General features: G+C 36.9%; 24 protein-coding genes, 2 tRNA genes and 1 other annotated feature. Of the genes, 21 read left to right on the top strand and 5 right to left on the bottom strand.

Annotated features, from left to right (window positions below; genetic code table 11):
- Positions 1-8: 8 nt before the first annotated feature.
- The 3 genes from P3T75_RS09305 to P3T75_RS09295 all read left to right on the top strand — a co-directional run bounded on the left by P3T75_RS09305 (position 9) and on the right by P3T75_RS09295 (position 1,713).
- On the top strand, positions 9-689 hold the full coding sequence (locus tag P3T75_RS09305) for an O-methyltransferase (RefSeq protein ID WP_206903912.1): 681 nt from the start codon (positions 9-11) through the stop codon (positions 687-689).
- 57 nt (positions 690-746) lie between these two features.
- On the top strand, positions 747-1,574 hold the full coding sequence (locus tag P3T75_RS09300; protein ID WP_206903843.1) for an alpha/beta hydrolase: 828 nt from the start codon (positions 747-749) through the stop codon (positions 1,572-1,574).
- 65 nt (positions 1,575-1,639) lie between these two features.
- Positions 1,640-1,713 (top strand) — tRNA-Arg (locus tag P3T75_RS09295).
- A 107-nt stretch (positions 1,714-1,820) separates the two neighbouring features.
- Here the strand turns inward: P3T75_RS09295 and P3T75_RS09290 are convergent.
- From P3T75_RS09290 to P3T75_RS09280, 3 genes are all read right to left on the bottom strand, one after another.
- Complete coding sequence (locus tag P3T75_RS09290; RefSeq protein ID WP_206903844.1) at positions 1,821-1,973, bottom strand: hypothetical protein; 153 nt, start codon at positions 1,971-1,973, stop codon at positions 1,821-1,823.
- 163 nt (positions 1,974-2,136) lie between these two features.
- On the bottom strand, positions 2,137-2,481 hold the full coding sequence (locus P3T75_RS09285) for an iron-sulfur cluster biosynthesis family protein (RefSeq protein ID WP_282461407.1): 345 nt from the start codon (positions 2,479-2,481) through the stop codon (positions 2,137-2,139).
- 61 nt (positions 2,482-2,542) lie between these two features.
- A complete protein-coding gene (locus P3T75_RS09280) occupies positions 2,543-3,190 on the bottom strand; it encodes a hypothetical protein (protein WP_282461406.1) in 648 nt (215 codons plus the stop codon).
- Between the two features lie 278 nt (positions 3,191-3,468).
- Here P3T75_RS09280 and P3T75_RS09275 point away from each other — a divergent pair, with 278 nt between their 5' ends.
- Positions 3,469-4,512 (top strand): glycosyltransferase family 4 protein, encoded by a 1,044-nt coding sequence (locus tag P3T75_RS09275; protein WP_282461405.1) that lies wholly within the window; start codon positions 3,469-3,471, stop codon positions 4,510-4,512.
- Positions 4,513-4,616: 104 nt separating this feature from the next.
- Here P3T75_RS09275 and P3T75_RS09270 read toward each other — a convergent pair whose 3' ends face one another.
- Positions 4,617-5,267, bottom strand: coding sequence for a uracil-DNA glycosylase (locus P3T75_RS09270; protein WP_282461404.1), 651 nt, complete (start codon positions 5,265-5,267; stop codon positions 4,617-4,619).
- A gap of 155 nt (positions 5,268-5,422) precedes the next feature.
- Positions 5,423-5,494: a sequence feature (ribosomal protein L21 leader region), on the top strand.
- A 19-nt stretch (positions 5,495-5,513) separates the two neighbouring features.
- On the opposite strand from P3T75_RS09270, the gene rplU reads away from it, so the two are divergent.
- From rplU to P3T75_RS09245, 5 genes are all read left to right on the top strand, one after another.
- Positions 5,514-5,822, top strand: a complete 309-nt coding sequence (gene rplU / locus P3T75_RS09265; protein WP_016172553.1) for a 50S ribosomal protein L21 — start codon at positions 5,514-5,516, stop codon at positions 5,820-5,822.
- A 23-nt stretch (positions 5,823-5,845) separates the two neighbouring features.
- Positions 5,846-6,190: a ribosomal-processing cysteine protease Prp gene (locus tag P3T75_RS09260; RefSeq protein ID WP_173102571.1), complete on the top strand. Its 345-nt coding sequence runs from the start codon at positions 5,846-5,848 to the stop codon at positions 6,188-6,190.
- Positions 6,191-6,202: 12 nt separating this feature from the next.
- Positions 6,203-6,496 carry a 50S ribosomal protein L27 gene (gene rpmA / locus P3T75_RS09255; RefSeq protein ID WP_016172551.1) on the top strand — a complete coding sequence of 98 codons (294 nt, stop codon included), beginning with the start codon at positions 6,203-6,205 and terminating at the stop codon, positions 6,494-6,496.
- Between the two features lie 99 nt (positions 6,497-6,595).
- A complete protein-coding gene (locus tag P3T75_RS09250; protein WP_282461403.1) occupies positions 6,596-6,799 on the top strand; it encodes a cold shock domain-containing protein in 204 nt (67 codons plus the stop codon).
- Between the two features lie 78 nt (positions 6,800-6,877).
- Entirely contained in the window at positions 6,878-7,429 is a 552-nt protein-coding gene (locus tag P3T75_RS09245; protein WP_282461402.1) for a GNAT family N-acetyltransferase, read from the top strand.
- 22 nt (positions 7,430-7,451) lie between these two features.
- Here P3T75_RS09245 and P3T75_RS09240 read toward each other — a convergent pair.
- Positions 7,452-7,524 (bottom strand) — tRNA-Glu (locus P3T75_RS09240).
- 193 nt (positions 7,525-7,717) lie between these two features.
- Between P3T75_RS09240 and P3T75_RS09235 the strand changes: the two genes are divergently transcribed.
- The 12 genes from P3T75_RS09235 (at position 7,718) to P3T75_RS09180 (ending at position 20,343) form a co-directional block, all read left to right on the top strand.
- Positions 7,718-7,891: a hypothetical protein gene (locus P3T75_RS09235; protein WP_206903851.1), complete on the top strand. Its 174-nt coding sequence runs from the start codon at positions 7,718-7,720 to the stop codon at positions 7,889-7,891.
- Between the two features lie 138 nt (positions 7,892-8,029).
- A complete protein-coding gene (locus tag P3T75_RS09230) occupies positions 8,030-10,885 on the top strand; it encodes a sigma-54-dependent transcriptional regulator (protein ID WP_282461401.1) in 2,856 nt (951 codons plus the stop codon).
- A 235-nt stretch (positions 10,886-11,120) separates the two neighbouring features.
- Entirely contained in the window at positions 11,121-11,612 is a 492-nt protein-coding gene (locus P3T75_RS09225) for a mannose/fructose/sorbose PTS transporter subunit IIB (protein ID WP_282462592.1), read from the top strand.
- A gap of 86 nt (positions 11,613-11,698) precedes the next feature.
- The gene (locus P3T75_RS09220; RefSeq protein ID WP_206903853.1) at positions 11,699-12,691 is read left to right on the top strand and encodes a mannose/fructose/sorbose PTS transporter subunit IIB; all 993 of its coding nucleotides are present in this window, start codon (positions 11,699-11,701) and stop codon (positions 12,689-12,691) included.
- 24 nt (positions 12,692-12,715) lie between these two features.
- Positions 12,716-13,525, top strand: a complete 810-nt coding sequence (locus tag P3T75_RS09215) for a PTS mannose/fructose/sorbose transporter subunit IIC (RefSeq protein ID WP_282461400.1) — start codon at positions 12,716-12,718, stop codon at positions 13,523-13,525.
- Between the two features lie 22 nt (positions 13,526-13,547).
- The gene (locus P3T75_RS09210; RefSeq protein ID WP_282461399.1) at positions 13,548-14,459 is read left to right on the top strand and encodes a PTS system mannose/fructose/sorbose family transporter subunit IID; all 912 of its coding nucleotides are present in this window, start codon (positions 13,548-13,550) and stop codon (positions 14,457-14,459) included.
- A 109-nt stretch (positions 14,460-14,568) separates the two neighbouring features.
- Positions 14,569-14,958: a DUF956 family protein gene (locus P3T75_RS09205; RefSeq protein ID WP_206903856.1), complete on the top strand. Its 390-nt coding sequence runs from the start codon at positions 14,569-14,571 to the stop codon at positions 14,956-14,958.
- Positions 14,959-15,413: 455 nt separating this feature from the next.
- Positions 15,414-15,647, top strand: coding sequence for a GlsB/YeaQ/YmgE family stress response membrane protein (locus tag P3T75_RS09200; protein ID WP_206903857.1), 234 nt, complete (start codon positions 15,414-15,416; stop codon positions 15,645-15,647).
- Positions 15,648-15,824: 177 nt separating this feature from the next.
- Positions 15,825-16,892: a M24 family metallopeptidase gene (locus P3T75_RS09195; protein WP_206903914.1), complete on the top strand. Its 1,068-nt coding sequence runs from the start codon at positions 15,825-15,827 to the stop codon at positions 16,890-16,892.
- A gap of 170 nt (positions 16,893-17,062) precedes the next feature.
- Complete coding sequence (locus tag P3T75_RS09190; RefSeq protein ID WP_282461398.1) at positions 17,063-17,866, top strand: helix-turn-helix domain-containing protein; 804 nt, start codon at positions 17,063-17,065, stop codon at positions 17,864-17,866.
- A 122-nt stretch (positions 17,867-17,988) separates the two neighbouring features.
- The gene (locus P3T75_RS09185; RefSeq protein ID WP_206903859.1) at positions 17,989-19,335 is read left to right on the top strand and encodes a carbohydrate ABC transporter substrate-binding protein; all 1,347 of its coding nucleotides are present in this window, start codon (positions 17,989-17,991) and stop codon (positions 19,333-19,335) included.
- Positions 19,336-19,452: 117 nt separating this feature from the next.
- On the top strand, positions 19,453-20,343 hold the full coding sequence (locus P3T75_RS09180) for a carbohydrate ABC transporter permease (RefSeq protein ID WP_206903860.1): 891 nt from the start codon (positions 19,453-19,455) through the stop codon (positions 20,341-20,343).
- Positions 20,344-20,345 lie beyond the last annotated feature (2 nt).

Raw genomic sequence — 20,345 nt, 5'->3', positions numbered from 1 at the left:
TGGAGAATTTGTTAAATGAAATGATGGACAGACCGGTCGTGGATGCACGGCTCGTTGATTATATGCGAACCAAACAAAAGCCTTTGACGGGGCAATTGGGTGAATTAGAAGAAGATGCTCATAAAAGGCGGGTACCGATAATTCCCCATGAGACAGTTGTCTTTTTGCAATTTTTACTCGGGCAAATAAAACCAAAAGAAATTTTAGAAATTGGTGCAGCTATTGGTTTTTCTTCTAGTCTGATGGCCCAATACGTGGGAGCAGGTCATGTAACGACGATTGACCGCTTTGATTTAATGATTAAAGAAGCAAAGGCAAATTATGAAAAATTAGGTTTAACAAAAAAAGTGACCTTAATAGAAGGCGATGCTGCTGAAGTTTTACCTACATTAACAGGCCCTTATGACTTTATGTTTATGGATAGCGCAAAGTCAAAATATATTGCATTTTTACCAGAATGTATACGTTTATTAAAAGTTGGCGGAGTATTGATGGTAGATGATGTTTTTCAAGGTGGCACGATTTTAGATCCAGTGGAAGATATTCCGCGGAAAAATCGCAGCATCCATCGTAAATTAAATCAATTTTTAGATGTCGTGATGACACACCCAGATTTAACTTCAAGTTTAGTGCCTTTAGGTGATGGAATTTTATTAATTACCAAAGAAAAAGAAACGATTTCTTTTTAGTTTAATTTCCATTTAAGTTAGACAGTCTATCTTAAACTAAAAAGAGGTAGTCTCGTCATGGCAAATAAATGGTTAAAAGGAGTTTTATGGTTGGGATTGTTGGCTTTTTTATTAAATACTTTTCACGTAAATGCTAAAGCAGAGGATAGAAAAGTACCGATTACATTGGAAAATGAAGCATTAGTAATGGTCCCAGGCACGGGTGCGACGGTGGACCGTTTTGATAAATTAATTGTCCAATTGCAAAAGACAACTGCATGCGAGGTTTTGAAAATCACGGTGCAGACAAATGGCCAATTAACGATTAAAGGTGAGTTATCACAAAAAGCCAGTCAGCCGATTATCGTCATTGGTTTTGCTGACAGCTCAGAAGAGACCGTCCCAAAACAAGCAGTATGGTATGAAAAAGCAATTGCCTATGTTCAGCACCAATATGGTGTTGAACATTATAATTTTCTTGGCCACTCCAATGGCGGGTTGGTTTTGACGGATTATTTGGAGTATGTTTCTTTGTCAATTGATCCCAAGCCAAATAAAATTTTATTTTTAGGAACGCCATTTAACGATGTGGGATGGAAGTATAATGAAATGACACCGACTTTTAATGAAGTAAAAAAAGTCAGTGATGTTTTAAAACGCTATTTGGATAATAAACAGCGTTTGCCTAAGACAATTTCTGTTGTTAGTGTGGCTGGAAATGTTGCCGATGGGAATTCTGACGGGACTGTACCTGTTACAAGTCTTCTGGCTGGAGGACTAATTTATGGCGACAGTCAAAGTTATCAAACGTTTCTTGTGACTGAAAATGCGAAACATAGCCAGTTGGTTGTTCATCCTACGGTTATGCGATTAATTCAAACTTTTTTATGGTCGGCGAAAAAATAACGTATTTATTAAGAAAACTGATTGACATTAGGTGGTCAGTTTTCTATAATGAACTTTGTTGCTATGTCATAGTAGCTCAGCCGGATAGAGCATCCGCCTTCTAAGCGGACGGTCGGGGGTTCGAATCCCTCCTGTGACGCTAAAGAACCGCTAGAAATTAATATTTCTAGCGGTTTTTCTTTTTGGATTAAAAGTAGACTGATTAATAATTTGAAGCCAAGGCAACATGATTGCCGCGTTCTTTGTTTAGTGAGCTGTGTGGCGGACAAATTTAAAATGCAGCGATTTATTTTTTCTTTCTGGTGTCGTTTCTTGCAAAGCTTTTTTTATGATTTTTTCACGTGATTGCTTGTAAGCGTCTATTCGGCGGGCTAAAATTTCTTCTTTTGTCGTTTTCATAATAATCCCTCCTGTGTTTGATGTAATACAAGGGTAGCATCATCGCGGTCGCATTTCGAAAATATTGCTTGTAGTTTAGTGAACATAATTATTGCTTAAATGCAAAAAAACAGATAAACACGAAAAGAATTTAATCCATGGTGTTTACCTGCCAGATAAGTTTTTATTCTGCTGTTTGAAAAGCTACATTCATATCTAATATTCCTTCATCAGAACGTAAAACGAAATTACCGTAACTATCACTACGATCTAATGTAATGTTATGGGGTAAAAAAATTTTTTCATAATCGGATATATACACTTGATATTGCTCGTTTTGTAGCTGTTCACTAAAAGGTGCTATTTTTTCTTTAATGGGTTTAATCAAAAAACGATCCCCAATCATACAACATCCCTGGGCTGATGAAAATTGATTTGAACCGTCATTTAAAGCTAATATAAAAGATTTGCTGCCGGCTAATTTATCTGCTAAGTAAAAAGCAGCTTCATTGGTAATGTTTAGTTTCATACGATCATCTCCTAGCGGCAGTATAAGCCCAGTGGCCAAAAATGAAAAATATTCTGCTTTATTAACGGTTTTTACTTAAAATAAAGTCATAGTCATGTGTAGTTTCTTTTTCTGAAGACGCGGCGTTGGCTTTTTTACCGGTAAATTTCAATTCAATAGTGGTAACGTCATCGGCGTCTGCCAATTTTTCTAGTGGATAAGCTGCGGTTCCGGTCACGGTTTTATTTGCAGGGATTTTTCCACCAAATTCGTCCATCGCTAAATTACCTGTCGTTTGCCCACTGGTATTGGTAGTTAAAACGCCTTTTTCAGGGGCGACATTTACCGCAGTATCGCCAGTTTCAATTGTAAAATGCATTAAAACATAGCCTTCGTATTCCTTGTTTTGTTTATCTTTATAATCTTTGATTTTAATGATTTTACATTCATCGCTGGTAATCGTCACATTTTCCCAATTGGCATCTTTTAAAGTGACGTCGTATTCTTTAGTACCAACTAATTTAGCTTTGGTCGCACCTGTCTTTTCAGCTAGTTGTTGATATTGAGCCTGATTGATTAATAAGTCGGGATTTTTATCGATACTCGTGGCTGTTGTTTTTTTTGTATTGTTTGAACTTGTTGCTAGCGTTACGTCTGTTGTACTTTTTTCGCGACAGCCTGATAATAACAAAGCCGCAGTTAGGAGCAGGGGAAACAATATCTTTTTCATCGCCATCCTCTTTTCGTTAGAAAAATTATTCTTTAATTAAATTTTAACATTTGTATGGGATAGCGCAAGCGAGAAGTCGGGCTTTAGCCTGATTTTATTCCCAAGAAGCTTATGCTATAATTGTCGTTAGATTAAAAAGAAATTTTTGGATTTGAATTTTTTTATGAAATACGTTTTAATGCCGTATTTTATTTATTGCTTGTTCAGCTGATGTTTAACTAAGGTATAAGAGGAGTAATACAAGCAAGTTTATAAATTAGATTTGAAGGGATTTTATTATGATAAAAATTACCATGTTTTCTCGAGCCGACACGATTAAAGGCCAAGGGGTGGGAAGTGCTTATAATGAGTTAATCAAGCTATTAAAGGCGCGTTTTAGCAATGATTTTGACGTACAAATCAATACCTATAAAAAATCAGACATCTCCCATTACCACACAATTAACCCGGAGTTTTATTTGTCGACCTTTTTTAAGAGACGTCGTGGTATTACCGTAGGATACGTTCACTTTTTACCTGAAACACTGGAAGGAAGCATTCATTTAGCCAAGCCGATTCAAAAGATTTTTAATTGGTATGTGTTATCTTTTTATCGGCGGATGGACAAATTGGTAGTTGTAAATCCTAGCTTTATTCCTGAGTTGAAAAAAGCCGGAATACCCGCAGAAAAAATCAGCTATATTCCTAATTTTGTTTCAGCAGGAGAGTTCTACCAAATGTCCCCAGAAAAAAAATTGGCGCTCCGTCAAAGTCATAAAATAAAACCAGACAAATTTGTCGTTTTAGGTGTGGGGCAAATTCAAAAGCGTAAAGGTGTAGATGACTTTATTCGTTTAGCAAAAGAGAATCCGGAGGTTTCCTTTATTTGGGTGGGGGGATTTTCTTTTGGCAAAATAACGGATGGCTATGAAGAATATAAAGAGGTTTATGAAAATCCGCCTGCTAATTTAACCTTTACAGGCATTATTGATCGCAGCGAGTTGGTTGATTATTATAATATGGCCAATATTTTCTTGCTACCTTCTTATAATGAATTATTTCCGATGAGTATTTTAGAATCTTTTAGCTGTCAAACGCCGGTAATGGTCCGCAATTTAGCGCTATATGAATCCGTTATTTCCGGCTACTATCTTGGAGCAGATGATTTTGAAGAAATGAATCAGGATATTAAAGCATTGCAAAGAAACGAAGCGTTATTAAAAAAATATGCTTGTCTTGCTCATGATGCTTCCAATTATTATTCTGAATCCCATGTAGGAGAAATTTGGTATGACTTTTATACCGGTCTTTTAAAGAAAGAGGCAGAAGAAGTTAATATTTAAAAACGCAACTATCGTTTTTCTGACAGGTTAGCAATAGTCAGTTAAAAAGCGGTAGCTGCGTTTTTTACTTATTAAAGATAGTTTTATAGTCTTTATTTTTAAAATTAGTTATTATCGACTGTTTGTAACAATTGACCGATGACTTGCCAATCGGCTTTTATTAAAGGGGCTAATTTGCGGTTATAAAAAATGGCTGCCGGGTGAAAGAGGGGAACGATTGTGTAATCTTTTTTAGACCAAACGTAGCTTTCCATTTTTTCATTTAGCATTTGAATCGGGTGTTTGATTATTTGACCATGGAATTTACTAACGGTGTAAGTATTTCCTAATAAACGTTTTAGGCCGATATTTCCTAGTGTTGCGATTAACTTTGGCTTTACTGCTTTGATTTCATAATCTAAAAGTGGGGCATGGGCAAAAACTTCTTTTTTTGAGGGCGTGCGATTTGGGTAAACAATCTCTTTGGCACCTGTCTTTTTATTGACTCGCTCGTTTATTTTATAAGGGCGACTTCTAAGCGCGCTGGTAATATAAACATCTTCTCTTGTTAATCCAACACTTGCAAAACACGCCGTTAATTCTTTTCCCGCTTGTCCGCTAAAGGGAACTAAATTTTCAATTTCTTTGCGGCCAGGAGCTTCACCAACAATCATTAATTTAGGATCTAGTGGACCACTGCCTGTAACAAAGCCTTCCAAGGCGTAATTTTTTGAACGCTCATTGACTATTTTAACCAGTTCTTTTGGATACTCCATCTTTATCCCTCCTATTTTTAGTATAACGCTACTCGTTTATAATAATGAAAAGTTATGTTTTTTATGAAGCTTAAAATTTACTTTTTCTTTTAGAAGAAAACTAATTGACGTCACGCTCATTTTTTGGTAAAGTGTAAATGTTGTAATTGTGGACTCCACAGCTACAACCGCTCAGAACAAGTATTAAGCACATTATGTCACTTGGGATGGCGAGTCTAAGTATATTATAAGGAGGTGCTTTAGAGCATGTACGCAATTATCAAAACTGGTGGTAAACAAGTTAAAGTTGAAGTTGGTCAAGCAATCTACGTTGAAAAATTAGACGTTGAAGCTGGCGGCAAAGTGACTTTTGACGAAGTTATCTTAGTAGGTGGCGAATCAACGAAAGTTGGCGCTCCAACTGTTGCAGGCGCAACTGTTGAAGGAACTGTTGAAAAACACGGTAAACAAAAGAAAGTTGTTACTTTCAAATACAAACCTAAAAAACACTCTCACCGCAAGCAAGGTCATCGTCAACCATATACTAAAGTGGTTATCGACGCTATTAACGCTTAATACTTGCGAGAAAGGTCGCACTAATGATCAAAGGGACATTCAAACGCAATGACTCTGGCCAGATTGTTACTTTCACATTGACAGGGCATGCCGAAGCTGGGCCATATGGTAGTGACATTGTTTGTGCTGGTGTTTCTGCGCTAGCAATCAGTACCATTAACGGCATTGATGCTTTAGCTGGGGTTGCACCTAAAGTTGAAGCAAACGAATCTGAAGGCGGCTATCTTAAAATGGATGTCGTGTCAGGTTTAACTCAAGAACAAACTAACATTGAACAAATTCTTTTAGAAAATTTGTTGTTAGGTTTACAGTCAATTGAAGCCGAAAACAGTGAGTTTATTCAAATTAATACGATTACAGAAAAATAGGAGGTGCATCTCATGTTGATGAAAATGAATTTGCAATTCTTCGCGCATAAAAAAGGTGGCGGTTCTACTTCTAACGGTCGTGACTCTGAATCTAAACGTTTAGGCGCTAAACGTGCGGACGGTCAAACTGTTACAGGTGGCTCAATCCTTTACCGCCAACGCGGTACTAAAATTTATCCAGGTGTAAACGTGGGTAAAGGTGGCGACGATACTTTATTTGCTAAAGTTGACGGCGTGGTACGTTTTGAACGTAAAGGCCGTGACAAAAAACAAGTGTCTGTCTACCCAGTAGCGAAAGAAGCTTAATTAAAAATGAAGTGTCGGTATTCGAATGAATGCCGACACTTTTTTTGTAGTTTTATAAGTTATGATTTGGAGTTTTTATGTTGAAAAGAGGTTAATCCATTGGAAGGAACTGTTAAATTTTTTAATGAAAAAGGCGGCTATGGTTTTTTAGTAAATGCCCATAAACAGGATATGTTTGTTTATCAAGATGATATTGTAATGCCTTCAGATAAGGTGCTTTTCGCCGGCCAAAGAGTGACCTATGAGGTTGCTATCAATCAAAAGGTGCAGCAAAAAGCGATTAACGTAAAATTGATAAATTAGAAACTGACACGACATGTCAAAAACAACTTGCAGAAATAAAATATAATGTGCTACGCTCTGTAAAAAAAGAGGGTTCCTATGACAGAAAAAATTCGTATTGCATCAAAGCAAGATGCCGCAGCAATCCTAGCAATTTACGCGCCGTATGTAAAAGAAACGGCTATCACATTTGAATATGAAGTTCCTACTTTAGCAGATTTTGAAAAACGGATTGAACAAACGCTAGCTCGTTATCCTTATCTAGTAGCAGAAAAAGAAGGGGTAATTGTAGGTTATGCATATGCTGGTGCTTATAAAGGGCGGTCTGCTTATGATTGGAGCTGTGAAGTAACAATCTATTTAGCCAAAGGTGAGAAGAGTCGGGGATTAGGGACACGTTTGTACCAAGCTCTAGAAGCGGAATTGTACAAACAAAATGTCGTACAATTACTAGCTTGTGTCACGGCGGGAAATAGTGCTAGTATCAAATTTCATGAAAAACTAGGGTATCAACAAGTCGGTAATTTTCCTAATGTGGGTTACAAATTTAATCAATGGTACGATATTTTATGGCTACAAAAAGCGTTACAAGAAGTACCTCGTCTACCTGCAGACTTTATTGCTTATCAAAAAATAAAAGACTTACGCTGAAAATTGCGTAAGTCTTTATTAATAGCCTGTACGGGATTCGAACCCGTGTCTCCGCGCTGAGAACGCAGCGTCTTAAACCCCTTGACTAACAGGTCAAATTACTATGCTATTTATCTTAGCACTTTTTTTCTTGCTGTAAAGGAAAAGCACTTGTGTCATCTTACAAAAATGTTCGACACTTGATAGTTTAAACGCCGGTTAAGTGACGGAATCTTTGTTAGACTAGGGTAAATTAGTAAGCCATTTGTTAATATATTAAAAATGGTATTGTTTTAAAGGAGTGGAGCAATGAGTTTAATTGGTGTTGGCAGTTTTATCTTTGGTTTTGTATTGTTTGGGGTTGCCCTGATAAAAAAACAAGTGACGAAACAAAAAATAGTGCAATCGGAAACATTTCAATTAGCGGCATTATTAATTTTTGTCGGTTCATTTATTTTAGCTATGCCCCATTTGGGTATTTAATTATTAGTAACATAATAGTAGAGAAGTCATTTAAGGCGCTTATAGCTTAAATGGCTTTTTAGTTTGCGCTTTAAAGGAAAAAAGATATAATGAAACAACACAGATGACACACTAGCACAAATAAGGTGAGGAGATTCAATGACCAAGAGAATTGAACGTGTTTATCAGTTTGTTGCAACAAACGATCAGTTTCAAACGGGACTCACCACAAATGATGTGGCAGAAGGTCTTGTATTGCAGCGAACAAATGTAAGTAAGGATTTAAATAAATTAGTCCGTGCGCAACGCTTGCTTAAAATTGATGGCCGACCTGTTCGCTATACTGTTGCAAAATTAGATGATGCAATAGACGAAAATGAGATAAATCAAGCGTCTTATCCTAAAAATGAGCACGTGGCGAGTTATAAAGAATTTAGCATCCCTAAAAAAAAGCAGGGTATCCCTCAAGAATTACGGTTCGGTGATATTTTTTCACGAATTATTGGTTCTAATGGCAGTATGAAAAATGCTGTTGAACAAGCAAAAGCAGCAATTTTGTATCCACCAAAAGGATTAAATTGTCTCATCACAGGCCCTACTGGTTCAGGTAAAACGTATTTTGCTCATGCGATGTTTCGTTTTGCTGTCACCAGTCAGGTAATTGACAAGGAAAAAGAATTAATTGTTTTTAACTGTGCTGACTATGCTAATAATCCTGAGCTTTTAATGAGCCATTTGTTTGGTTATGTAAAGGGTGCTTTTACTGGAGCAGAGCAAGATAAAACAGGGATTATTGACCAAGCAGATGGGGGAATGTTATTTCTTGATGAAATTCATCGCTTACCACCAGAAGGTCAAGAAATGGTCTTTTATTTTATGGACCATGGGACTTTTTCTCGTTTAGGTGAAAGTAGTAAAAATCATAAGGCTGACGTGCGCATTGTGGGCGCGACAACAGAAGACCCAAGTTCGTCTTTATTAGATACTTTTGTTCGTAGAATTCCGATTAATATTCAGTTGCCGGCATTTGATCAACGACCAGCAAGTGAAAAAGTTGATTTAGTCAAGGTGATGGTCGCCCAGGAAGCAGGTCGGATTGATCGGCAAATTTCTTTATCAGAAGATGTGGTTAAGGCTTTAATTGGTAGCGTTAGTTACGGCAACATTGGACAATTGAAATCAAATGTCCAACTTGTTTGTGCCCGTGGCTTTTTAAATCATATGAACAGTGATGAAATGAATATCACGATTGAGGACTTGCCAGAAGGGATTCGTTCGGGATTACTATTATTGGCCAATAAACGAGAAATCTTAAATGAGCTATCCAAAATTTTAGATCCTCAAATTGTAATTACGCCAAATGATCAAATGATTTTAATCCAGCAAGATACGTATGAATTACCGTATAATTTGTACGATATCATCGGAGATAAAGCTGCATTATTAAAAGCTGACGGACTAGATCAAGAAACGATTAATCACTTTATTTCGACAGATATCAATGTTCATTTGAAATCTTTTTATAAAAATCATGGTTTTGCTTTTAATGCAGATAATAAATTAGCTGAATTTGTTGATCAAAAAGTGATTGATACGACGAATCATATTTATGATATGGTACAGGAAAAATTAGGCTATGCTTTTCAGCAAAACTTTGTCTATGCTATGAGTTTGCACATTAGTTCTTTTTTGAAAAAATTAGAACATGGTGAAGAACGAAGTACAAATGACAATATTCGCCAAATGGTAGCCGGTTTTCCAGCTGAATTTCAAATTGCTCAAAAAATTCGTACCTATATTAGTGGAAGTTTTCATGTCGAAATTCCTGAAAGTGAAGATTATTACTTGGCAGTTTTGCTAATTTCTTTACGCGCAAACCAACAAGATGGCAAAATCGGAGTTGTTGTGGCGGCTCACGGCAATAGCACAGCTACGAGTATGGTGGAAGTGGTAACGCAATTATTAGATATTGATCAAGTGCAAGCTGTAGACATGCCTCTTGATATGCCGCCAAAAGTGGCCTTGGAAAAAGTTAGTCGTGCCGTTACCGAAGTTGATGATGGTTCTGGGGTCATGTTATTAGTGGATATGGGTTCATTGGCAACGTTTGGTAATGAAATTACCCAAAATACGGGTGTTGAAGTACGGACAATCGATATGGTGACAACGGCAATTGTTTTAGAAACAGTGCGAAAAGCTTCTGTTTTAGGAACGGATTTAGATAGTCTGTTTGAATCATTACATCGATTTAGTGGTTATACATTAATGTCACCACAACAAAATAATAATGTTACTACAGCAAAACCTACTGCTATTTTGGCAGTATGTGCTTCAGGAGAGGGTACCGCCCAGCGAATCAAAGAAATTATTCAACGTTCTTTAAGTGGTGAACAAAAGCAGTTGCAAGTAATTACGCAATCGGTAGTTACGTTGCCAGAGCAATTACGGCAAATTCAAACAGACTATAATTTAATTGCGGCAACTGGAATTGTCGATCCAAAGATTAATGCGCCATTTATTCCTTTAGATCGTTTTATCAATCAAGATGTCAAAGCGATTTTAAATCGACTACTATTGGATAGTGAACAGCTGCTTTCATATCCAAATGAAGCAATGCAAGAAGAAAAGGCTGTAGAGTTGATCAAACGCTTTATTAGTGAGAATTTTACTTTTATTAATGGAGAAAAACTTGCCCAACCCATTTGGGATTTTGTTTCAAATCTGGTGGAAGATGTTGGATTAAGTGATCATGAATTTGGTTTAGAAGTCAACTTGGCTTTGCATACAGCGGGTTTGTTGGAACGAGTAGTATTAAAGCAGCCACTTGCCGTAACAAAAGAAGAAGAACAGCAACTAACTGCTGATCCAATTTACGAACAAGTGCATAATCATATTCAATCTTTTGGGCGAATGTTACGCTTAGGTGTTCCGCCGGCAGAAGAATATTATGTTTTAGAAGTATTGAAGACACGCATTGAAGAGTCAAAAGAAAAGACTGTATCACCAAAAACGTAATTAAAATACAATACACAAAAAACGACACACTGTGTTAAAGTGTGTTGTTTTTTGTGTATCGAAATTTTCATAGATTATTCTTTATAATTAAGGATTTTTAAAATTGTGTATCGTTTTTGAAGTTGGCACACATCTTGCTTGTATATAGGTGACACAGGAGGTGAATACTCTGGCGTGAGCAGAGTTTAAAATTTTTGCTGCTCAGTTTTATTAAGTAGGAGGGTTGCTTGTGAGCATTGATATTGCCTTAGCGCGCATTGATGATCGTCTGATTCATGGACAAGTTGCGACGGCCTGGTCCAAACAAACCGGGATTGAACGCATTCTAGTCGTATCAGATGAGGTGGCCCAAGATCAGTTACGTCGGTTTTTGTTGCAAGAAGCTTCCCCACCAGGAATCAAGTCAAATGTGATTAGTGTTGATAAGATGATTACACTTTATCATGAAGATTTATTGGCTAATCAAAAAGTTATGTTGTTGTTTACCGATCCTAATGCTGTTGAACGCTTGGTTCGCGGCGGTGTTCAGTTGACTTCAATTAACATTGGGGGAATGCGATTTACTGTTGGAAAGAAGATGTTGACCAATTTTGTCTCTTTAGATCAAGCTGATATTGCCTCTTTTCAATTTCTTGCTTCACAAGGTATTGAATTAGAGTTGCGAAAGGTACCAGCAGATCGCAAAGTCTACTTAATGGAATTGTTGGAAAAGGAAAATTTTGTCTAGTTGGTTTTAATCGTCGCATTTTTGAGAAATTATTTATTTATCCCTTAGACGATTAGTAAAACAAAAATGTTATAGGAGGTATACAGATGGTAGGAATTATCCTGGCTAGTCACGGAGAATTCGCTGAAGGCATCTTGCAATCCGGCGCAATGATTTTCGGAGAACAAGAAAACGTTAAAGCAGTAACTTTAATGCCAAGCGAAGGTCCCGATGATGTAAGAGCCAAAATGGAAGCAGCGATTAGTTCTTTTGATGATCAAGATGAAGTATTATTCTTGGTCGATCTTTGGGGCGGAACACCATTCAATCAAGCGAATAACTTGTTTGAAGCCCACAAAGACAAATGGGCAATTGTTGCCGGCATGAACTTGCCAATGGTCATTGAAGCATACGCTTCACGCTTTTCAATGAACTCTGCACAAGAAATTGCAGCTCATATCATTGAAACTGCAAAGGAAGGTGTCCGGGTTAAACCAGAAGAATTAGAACCACAAACCGCGGCTCCAGCAGCAGCTGGAACAGGACAACCAACAGGTGCTATTCCTGAAGGTACAGTTTTAGGCGATGGTCATATCAAATTTGTTTTAGCACGAATTGACTCTCGTTTATTACACGGTCAAGTCGCAACAGCTTGGACAAAAGCAGTGGGTCCTAACCGCATCATTGTTGTTTCTGATGCAGTTGCCAAAGACGATTTACGTAAAAAATTAATCGAACAGGCTGCTCCTCCAGGTGTTAAAGCTAACGTTATTCCAATCTCTAAAATGATTGAAATAGCAAAAGACCCACGTTTTGGTAATACAAAAGCGTTATTGTTGTTTGAAAATCCAGAAGATTTGTTGAAAGCTGTTGAAGGTGGCGTTGATATTAAAGAAGTTAACGTTGGTTCTATGGCCCATTCAGTTGGTAAAGTTCAAGTCAACAAAGTGTTATCAATGAATAATGAAGACGTTCAAACTTTTGAAACATTAAAAGACAAAGGAATTACTTTTGACGTACGTAAAGTACCAGCTAACTCAAAAGAAAACTTTGACGAATTGTTGAAAAAAGCAAAAACTGAATTGGCAAACGCCAATTAGTCATAAGAAAGAGGAGGCTTAATCATGCACGATTTAAACATAATCCAAATGATTTTAGTGGTCATCGTTGCTTTCTTAGCTGGTATGGAAGGTATTTTGGACCAATGGCAATTCCACCAACCACTAGTAGCATGTACGTTGATCGGTTTAGTAACTGGTAACTTAGAAGTCGGAATCATCTTGGGTGGTTCACTACAAATGATCGCCCTAGGTTGGGCAAATATCGGTGCCGCAGTTGCACCAGATGCTGCTTTGGCAGCTGTCGCATCCGCAATTATTTTAGTTTTAGGTGGACAAGGAAAAGCTGGTGTTGCATCTGCTGTTGCCGTTGCTATCCCACTAGCTGTTGCTGGTTTGTTCTTAACAATGATCGCACGTACTTTAGCTGTGCCAATTATCCATATCATGGATAGCGCTGCTGAAGAAGGCGACTACCGTAAAATTGAACTATGGCAATGGATTGCAATTTGTATGCAAGGCTTACGTATTGCTATTCCTGCTGCCGCTTTACTATTGATTCCTGCTGACACAGTACGTGGCTTCTTAGAATCTATGCCTGCTTGGTTAACAGATGGTATGGCAATCGGTGGTGGTATGGTAGTAGCCGTTGGTTATGCAATGGTTATTAACATGATGGCAACTCGTGAAGTATGGCCATTCTTTGCTATCGGTTTTGTGGTAGCGGCTATTTCACAATTAACATTAATCGCATTAGGTGCTTTAGCTATTTCTATCGCTTTAATTTACCTACACTTAGAAGAAACTGGTGGTTCAGGTAATGGCGGTGGCGGTAACACAGGCGACCCATTAGGCGATATTTTGAACGACTATTAATCTTGAAGGAGGAGAACAAACAATGGCTGAAAAAATTCAATTAACAAAAGCAGACCGTAGAAGTGTCATGTTCCGCTCAATGTTCCTTCAAGGTTCATGGAACTATGAACGTATGCAAAACGGTGGTTGGGCATATGCAATGATCCCAGCAATTAAAAAATTATATACAACCAAAGAAGATCGTGCGGCAGCGTTAAAACGCCACTTGGAATTCTTTAATACTCACCCATATTTAGCAGCTCCAGTATTAGGGGTTACTTTAGCCCTTGAAGAAGAACGTGCGAATGGTGCACCTGTTGATGATGTAGCAATTCAAGGGGTTAAAGTTGGTATGATGGGACCTTTAGCTGGTGTCGGTGACCCAGTATTCTGGTTTACTGTACGTCCAATGTTAGGTGCCTTAGGTGCTTCTCTTGCAATGAGCGGTAGCATTATGGGTCCATTATTATTCTTCTTTGCTTGGAATATTATCCGGATTGCTTTCTTGTGGTACACACAAGAATTTGGTTACCAAGCTGGTTCAAAAATTACTGATGACTTATCAGGTGGTTTGTTACAAAAAGTTACAAAAGGTGCTTCTATCTTAGGTATGTTCGTTTTAGGTTCATTAGTACAACGTTGGGTAAATGTTAAATTTACGCCGGTTGTTTCTGAAGTTCAATTAGACGACAAAGCATTTATTCACTGGGATAAATTACCTGACGGCTGGAAAGGTATTCAAGAAGCCTTCAGTCAAGTAGGTGCGGGTCTTTCCCAAACTCCTACAAAAGTAACTACCTTACAAGATAACTTGGATCAATTAATTCCAGGTCTTGCTGGTTTATTACTAACTTTACTTTGCATGTGGTTATTGAAGAAAAAAGTTTCTCCAATCGTTATCATCATTGGCTTATTCGTTGTCGGTGTTGGTTTACACGTATTAAATATCATGTAATCAAAATTTTTTACAAGGGCTCAGGGGTTGTTCCCTGGGCTTTTGTTTTACATCTGGTAGTTGTTATGGCTATAATACTTAATAAATATCCATAAAGGAAGTGTCTGTAATGGTTCAGTCATTAAATAGCAAAGTTGATTTGACTATTGATGCAACATCTTATCTTGGCATTGGTGAGTATGGGAAGATTATGATTGGTGATAAGGCCTTTGAATTTTACAATGATCGTGATATTAATAAATTCATCCAAATTCCGTGGGAAGAAGTAGATTTTGTGGTAGCTTCTGTTTATTTCAAAGGAAAATGGATCCCACGCTATGCTATTCAAACAAAGAAAAACGGGATTTACTCGTTTTCTTCAAAACAACCGAAAAAGGTTTTACGTGCCATCAGAGAATATGTACCGGCAGACCACTTGGTACGTTCCCTAACTTTTTTCCAAGTTGTCAAACGCGGGTTAAAAAGTTGGCAAGTAAAATTAATGGGCAAAAAACAGTAACCGTAAAGGCATGTGCTTTTATGGTTATTTTTTATCTGACAGAAAGGAAGTATAAATTTTTCATAAAAAAATATTGATTTGATTGCGCTAGCACTGACTAGCTTCACGAATCACTTTTTTCAAAGTTAAAATTTGTGAAATTGAAAAAAGTCGCTTTAATAATTTTTTCCCTTAGGGGGGAGGATTTCGTTAGCTTTTCCTACTCTAGTGGGGTTATTGAAAATTACGTTAAAACTTAGAAATTAGATGTAACTATTTAGTATAAGTTCGTGTCGTTAACAACTTTTGATGACCACAAAAGATTGAAAAAAAAAAGCGTTCTTTGAGTCAATATTTTCGTTATTATTTTGAAATATGTTACCATAAATTGAAGATAAATTTTAAATAGCTTATAGACAGCCTAGTTATTTGTTAGAAACTTTATTTTTGTAGTTTTTGTAAAAGGAGTGAAAAAAATGCTTTGGACATTAATTGTAGGTGCTGTGATTGGAGCAATTGCAGGAGCAATTACCGGTGAAAAACGGGGATGTTTGTTTAATATTATTGCCGGATTGGCAGGGGCTTCAGTCGGACAAGCACTGTTTGGCAATATGGGACCTGATATTGCGGGCATGGCGATTATCCCATCGATTTTAGGTGCGGTAATCGTTGTAGCGGTAGTATCTTTCTTTTTTGGTAAAGCCAAATAATGATTAAAAGGTTGTGAAAAACTATGCTGTACGCAACTACTTTTTGTAGTTGTGACGGATATGAATGGGAAATAACATTTGTATCCGTAAAGAAAGATAGTTTTGTCGCAATCTTTTTTATTTTCCCTTATATTTGCTATAATGATTGGGAAAGTCAAAAGAAAGAAGGAATTCAACATGATGTTACGAGTAGAAAAATTACGAGCAGCGATGCGCAAAGAACAAGTCGATGGCTTTTTAGTGACAAGTCCATATAATTTGCGTTACTTAACCAATTTTACTGGCACGACAGGTTTAGCTGTTATCACATTAAACAAAGCGTTTTTTGTGACGGATTTTCGCTATACAGAACAAGCTAGCGCACAAGCGCCTGATTTTGAAATTATTAAAAATGTAGGACCAATTTTTGACGAAGTAGCGGCATTATGTCAACAAGAAAATATCACTGCGCTAGCCTTTGAAGAAAACTATATTAGCTTTGCTGAATACTCTGTTTTAGAAGAAATCATAGAAGAAACACCGCTCATTCCTATTGCAGGAATGATTGAAACGCTACGGGAAGTAAAAGATGAAAATGAGATTGCACTTATCCAAAAAGCATGCCAAATTGCCGATCAAGGTTTTGAACATGTTTTAAAATTTATTCGTCCGGGTATGACTGAAATTGAGGTTGCCAATCAACTTGACTTTTATATGCGCTCTCTTGGCGCAACCAGCGTCTCTTTTGACACGATTGTAGCAAGTGGTCTTCGTTCTGCAATGCCTCATGGGGTTGCCAGTGATAAAATAATTGAACAAGGTGATTTAATTACGTTAGACTTTGGTTGTTATTATGAGGGATATGTTTCGGATATGACGAGAACATTTGCAATCGGCGACCCAGGCGAAAAGCTAAAAGAAATTTATCAAATTGTGTTAGAAGCACAATTAAAAGTAATTGAAGCAGCACAACCAGGTTTAACTGGTATTCAATTAGATGCCATTGCCAGAGACCACATTGCAGCGGCTGGATATGGCGAAGCATTCGGACATTCTACCGGTCATGGTATTGGTTTAGAAATTCATGAAGGACCAAATGTTTCCTTTAGAGCAGATAAACAGTTTGTTGTAAATAACGTCATTACAGATGAACCAGGAATTTATTTACCGGGAATCGGTGGTGTGAGAATTGAAGATGATTTATTAATTACAGCTTCTGGGAATGAAGTCTTAACTCGCTCACCAAAAGAGCTGATTATTTTATAAGCTACTAAGCCAAAAAATGCGTTACTACTTGTTGGTAACGCATTTTTTATGGTTTTTTTTCTAATTTGGCCCGAATGTTAATAGTATTTTTTTATTTGCAAAAAGAAATGCGAGAATTATTTTGACCTAAGTGAAAATAACGCTTACAATTCGAAGGAAGGAGGGAAATTATGGTAAAAGAAATTGATGCTGTTTTAAAGCAAGCTGAGCTAATCTATGTACATCAATCTAAATTTAGTGAAGAAGATTGGCATAGTACTTTACATACCCATTATTTTACGGAAGTTATGTACGTATTAAGTGGTAGGGGGAGTTTTATTGTCGAAGGGAAAGAATATCCGATTGCAGCCCACGATATTGTCGTGGTTAATCCGTATGTACGCCATACTGAAAAATCATCAGGAGAATTTCCTTTATGGTATATCGTGATTGGAGTGAACAATATCCGTTTTGTTAAACAAAACAAGCGGGAAAGCCACTATATTTTTCGCGATGTTTTGGACGAAATGGTACCTTTATTAAAATTGATTATTGCTGAAATAAATGAAAAACAACAAGGGGCAAATGCTGTTTTGCAAAGATTGGCGGAAGTTGTTTTGGTGAAAGTTTTACGCAGTAATAATTTTAGTTTAATCGAGATTGAAAATAAAAATATTTCAAAAGATGGCGCGATTATTAAAGACTTTATTGATCAACATTATAAAGAAAATCTAACCTTAGACGTTTTATCCCGTCAACTGCATTTGGATAAATACTATATGATTCATATTTTTAAAGAGAACTTTGCTGAAACACCAATGAATTATATGATGCAAAAGCGTCTAGAAAACGCCCAAGAATTATTAATTAGTACCGACTATTCTGTTGGTCAAATTGCAGAAATTGCGGGTTTTACTTCGCAATCTTATTTTAACCAAGCCTTTAAAAAAGGGATTGGCACTTCTCCTAATCAATATCGTAAACGCCACCGTTAGTTTTAGTATATTTTACTAAATCGGGAATTTATAAATATTTCTAAAAAAACGACCAATATTTTAAAACTAAAGCGCTTACAATAAAGGTATACTTAAGCCATCAAATGAGGGAGGAATCCGACATGAAAAAAGCATTAGGATTGGTATTAGCTTTGGGGTTATCAGGTCTTTTACTAGCAGGTTGTGGCGGTGGTGGCAGTACTGACGGCAGCAACGGAGACAAAGCAGCAGGAGATAAAAAAGTTTTGAAAGTGGCGGCACTAGAATCTGCCTATGGCGCAGATATGTGGGATAAAGTAAAAGCTGCATATGAAAAAGACAATCCCGGCGTGACCGTAGAATTGACCGTTGACAAAAAATTAGAAGATGTCATTAGTCCAAATATGAAAGCAGGAAACTATCCAGATGTAATCTTACTTGCGACCGGGCGTGAAGCGGGGTTGACCGAAACCTTTATCAAAGACAAAAACTTGGAAGATTTAACAGATGTATTTGATATGAAAGTACCTGGTGAAGATAAGACCGTGAAAGATAAATTGATTCCAGGCTTTATTGATACACTAGCAACAAATCCTTACAATGACAAAAAGACGTATATGGCTCCGATGTTTTATTCACCAACTGGTTTATTCTATGATGCAAATCTTTTAAAAACTAAAGGTTGGGAAGTACCAAAAACTTGGGATGAGATGTGGGATTTAGGTGAAAAAGCGAAAAAAGAAGGAATTGCATTATTTACTTATCCAACAGCCGGTTACTTGGACTCATTTATGTATAGTTTGCTTTCTGTAACAGGTGGTCCAGAATTCTTTAATGAAGCGATGACCTATCAAAAAGGAGCTTGGTCTTCTAAAGAAGCGACAGAAGCATTTGATACAGTTGGTAAATTGGCGAAATATACGGCTACAACAACAGTTGCCAATGCCAATGACAATGACTTTACTAAAAATCAACAACTAATTTTAGATGATAAAGCGATCTTCATGCCAAATGGAACATGGGTACCTGGTGAGATGAAAGATGCACCACGAGCTGATGGTTTTGAATGGGGAATGACTGCTTTGCCTGCCTTTGAATCAGGTGGTGACAGCTATTCTTATACATTCTTTGAACAAATGTGGATGCCAACAGGAGCTGCAAATAAAAAAGAAGGTAAGAAATTCATTTCTTATATGTACTCTGATAAAGCAGCAGATATCTTTAAAGAAGCTGGCGCAATTCAACCAATCCAAGGGATGTCAGAAAAATTAGAGGGCGACAATAAATTATTCTACAGTATTTACGATAATGGTGCCAAAGCAGTAATGGGTGGCCTTGAAAATACTGTAACAGTTGAAGGCGTAAATATGCGGGATACATTATTTAGCGCAGTAGACAGTGTTGTTTCTGGCGATAAGACAGTAAAAGACTGGCAAGATAGCGTTGTAAGTGCGGCGGATAAAATTCGTGAAGCAGCAGATAAACAATAAGTAGCAGATAAAAGGCTGTGACAAAGGAATTTGTGGCAGCCTTTTATCATAAAGTAGTAAAAGTTATAAATAAAAAAATAATATCTGTTTATAAATAATACTAAAAAAGGTGATCCTATGAATGAAAAGAAACAAAAGAAGGTGTTTATCACTTTATGTCTGCTCCCAGCGACATTATTGGTATTGATTTTCATGGTGTATCCCACCATTAATGTTTTCTTTATGTCCTTATTTAAATGGGGCGGTTATTCTGCTGAAAAGACATTTGTTGGGTTAGATAATTTTAAGACCTTAATTAAAGACATGGCATTTTTCCGTTCTTTCCAGAACACAATTTTATTAATTGTTATCGTTACTATTTTTACGTTAGCTCTAGCCTTAATTTTTGCTTCAATTTTGACGCGGGAAAAATTCAAGGGTGTTAATTTATTCCGGATTATTTTTTACATTCCTAATATTTTATCAATCGTTGTTATTGCAGCCATTTTTTCTGCTATTTATGATCCCAGCAGCGGGTTATTGAATAATTTATTAAGTGCAGTGCGTCTTGAAAACTTACAACAGTTGTGGCTGGGTAATCAAAAAATTGTTATCTATTCAATTGGGGCGGCCTTAATTTGGCAGGCAATTGGGTATTACATGGTGATGTATATGGCTTCAATGGCTTCAATTCCAGAAAGCCTTTATGAAGCTTCGGCTTTAGAAGGGGCGAGTGCAATCCAGCAATTCTTCACGATAACATTGCCACTAACTTGGAGTACCATTCGAACAACCTTAACTTTTTTTGTGATTAGTACGATTAATTTAAGTTTCTTATTAGTCAAAGCAATGACCAATGGTGGTCCAGATGGCTCAACAGAAGTATTTTTAAGTTATATGTATAAACAAGCTTATACAAATTCTTCTTATGGCTATGGGATGGCAATCGGCGTGGTTGTCTTTACTTTTTCGTTTATCTTATCTGCAGTGTTAAACAAAATTACCAAACGTGACGTTTATGAATTTTAGGA

The sequence above is a fragment of the Enterococcus montenegrensis genome, assembly GCF_029983095.1.
In the GTDB taxonomy this organism is placed as follows: Bacteria; Bacillota; Bacilli; order Lactobacillales; family Enterococcaceae; genus Enterococcus_C; species Enterococcus_C montenegrensis.
The sequence above is the reverse complement of the archived record's forward strand: the minus strand, read 5'-3'. Positions and strand labels throughout refer to the sequence as shown.

What these genes read in the sequence shown, in the direction of transcription:
- P3T75_RS09190 (WP_282461398.1), top strand. Translation starts at nt 17,063, where the DNA reads ATGGTAAAAGAAATTGATGCTGTTTTAAAGCAAGCTGAGCTAATCTAT.
- P3T75_RS09275 (WP_282461405.1), top strand. Translation starts at nt 3,469, where the DNA reads ATGATAAAAATTACCATGTTTTCTCGAGCCGACACGATTAAAGGCCAA.
- P3T75_RS09260 (WP_173102571.1), top strand. Translation starts at nt 5,846, where the DNA reads ATGATCAAAGGGACATTCAAACGCAATGACTCTGGCCAGATTGTTACT.
- rplU (WP_016172553.1), top strand. Translation starts at nt 5,514, where the DNA reads ATGTACGCAATTATCAAAACTGGTGGTAAACAAGTTAAAGTTGAAGTT.
- P3T75_RS09290 (WP_206903844.1), bottom strand. Translation starts at nt 1,973, where the DNA reads ATGAAAACGACAAAAGAAGAAATTTTAGCCCGCCGAATAGACGCTTAC.
- P3T75_RS09285 (WP_282461407.1), bottom strand. Translation starts at nt 2,481, where the DNA reads ATGAAACTAAACATTACCAATGAAGCTGCTTTTTACTTAGCAGATAAA.
- P3T75_RS09245 (WP_282461402.1), top strand. Translation starts at nt 6,878, where the DNA reads ATGACAGAAAAAATTCGTATTGCATCAAAGCAAGATGCCGCAGCAATC.
- P3T75_RS09280 (WP_282461406.1), bottom strand. Translation starts at nt 3,190, where the DNA reads ATGAAAAAGATATTGTTTCCCCTGCTCCTAACTGCGGCTTTGTTATTA.
- P3T75_RS09185 (WP_206903859.1), top strand. Translation starts at nt 17,989, where the DNA reads ATGAAAAAAGCATTAGGATTGGTATTAGCTTTGGGGTTATCAGGTCTT.
- P3T75_RS09270 (WP_282461404.1), bottom strand. Translation starts at nt 5,267, where the DNA reads ATGGAGTATCCAAAAGAACTGGTTAAAATAGTCAATGAGCGTTCAAAA.
- P3T75_RS09300 (WP_206903843.1), top strand. Translation starts at nt 747, where the DNA reads ATGGCAAATAAATGGTTAAAAGGAGTTTTATGGTTGGGATTGTTGGCT.
- P3T75_RS09220 (WP_206903853.1), top strand. Translation starts at nt 11,699, where the DNA reads ATGGTAGGAATTATCCTGGCTAGTCACGGAGAATTCGCTGAAGGCATC.
- P3T75_RS09215 (WP_282461400.1), top strand. Translation starts at nt 12,716, where the DNA reads ATGCACGATTTAAACATAATCCAAATGATTTTAGTGGTCATCGTTGCT.
- rpmA (WP_016172551.1), top strand. Translation starts at nt 6,203, where the DNA reads ATGTTGATGAAAATGAATTTGCAATTCTTCGCGCATAAAAAAGGTGGC.
- P3T75_RS09180 (WP_206903860.1), top strand. Translation starts at nt 19,453, where the DNA reads ATGAATGAAAAGAAACAAAAGAAGGTGTTTATCACTTTATGTCTGCTC.
- P3T75_RS09210 (WP_282461399.1), top strand. Translation starts at nt 13,548, where the DNA reads ATGGCTGAAAAAATTCAATTAACAAAAGCAGACCGTAGAAGTGTCATG.
- P3T75_RS09230 (WP_282461401.1), top strand. Translation starts at nt 8,030, where the DNA reads ATGACCAAGAGAATTGAACGTGTTTATCAGTTTGTTGCAACAAACGAT.
- P3T75_RS09205 (WP_206903856.1), top strand. Translation starts at nt 14,569, where the DNA reads ATGGTTCAGTCATTAAATAGCAAAGTTGATTTGACTATTGATGCAACA.
- P3T75_RS09195 (WP_206903914.1), top strand. Translation starts at nt 15,825, where the DNA reads ATGATGTTACGAGTAGAAAAATTACGAGCAGCGATGCGCAAAGAACAA.
- P3T75_RS09200 (WP_206903857.1), top strand. Translation starts at nt 15,414, where the DNA reads ATGCTTTGGACATTAATTGTAGGTGCTGTGATTGGAGCAATTGCAGGA.
- P3T75_RS09235 (WP_206903851.1), top strand. Translation starts at nt 7,718, where the DNA reads ATGAGTTTAATTGGTGTTGGCAGTTTTATCTTTGGTTTTGTATTGTTT.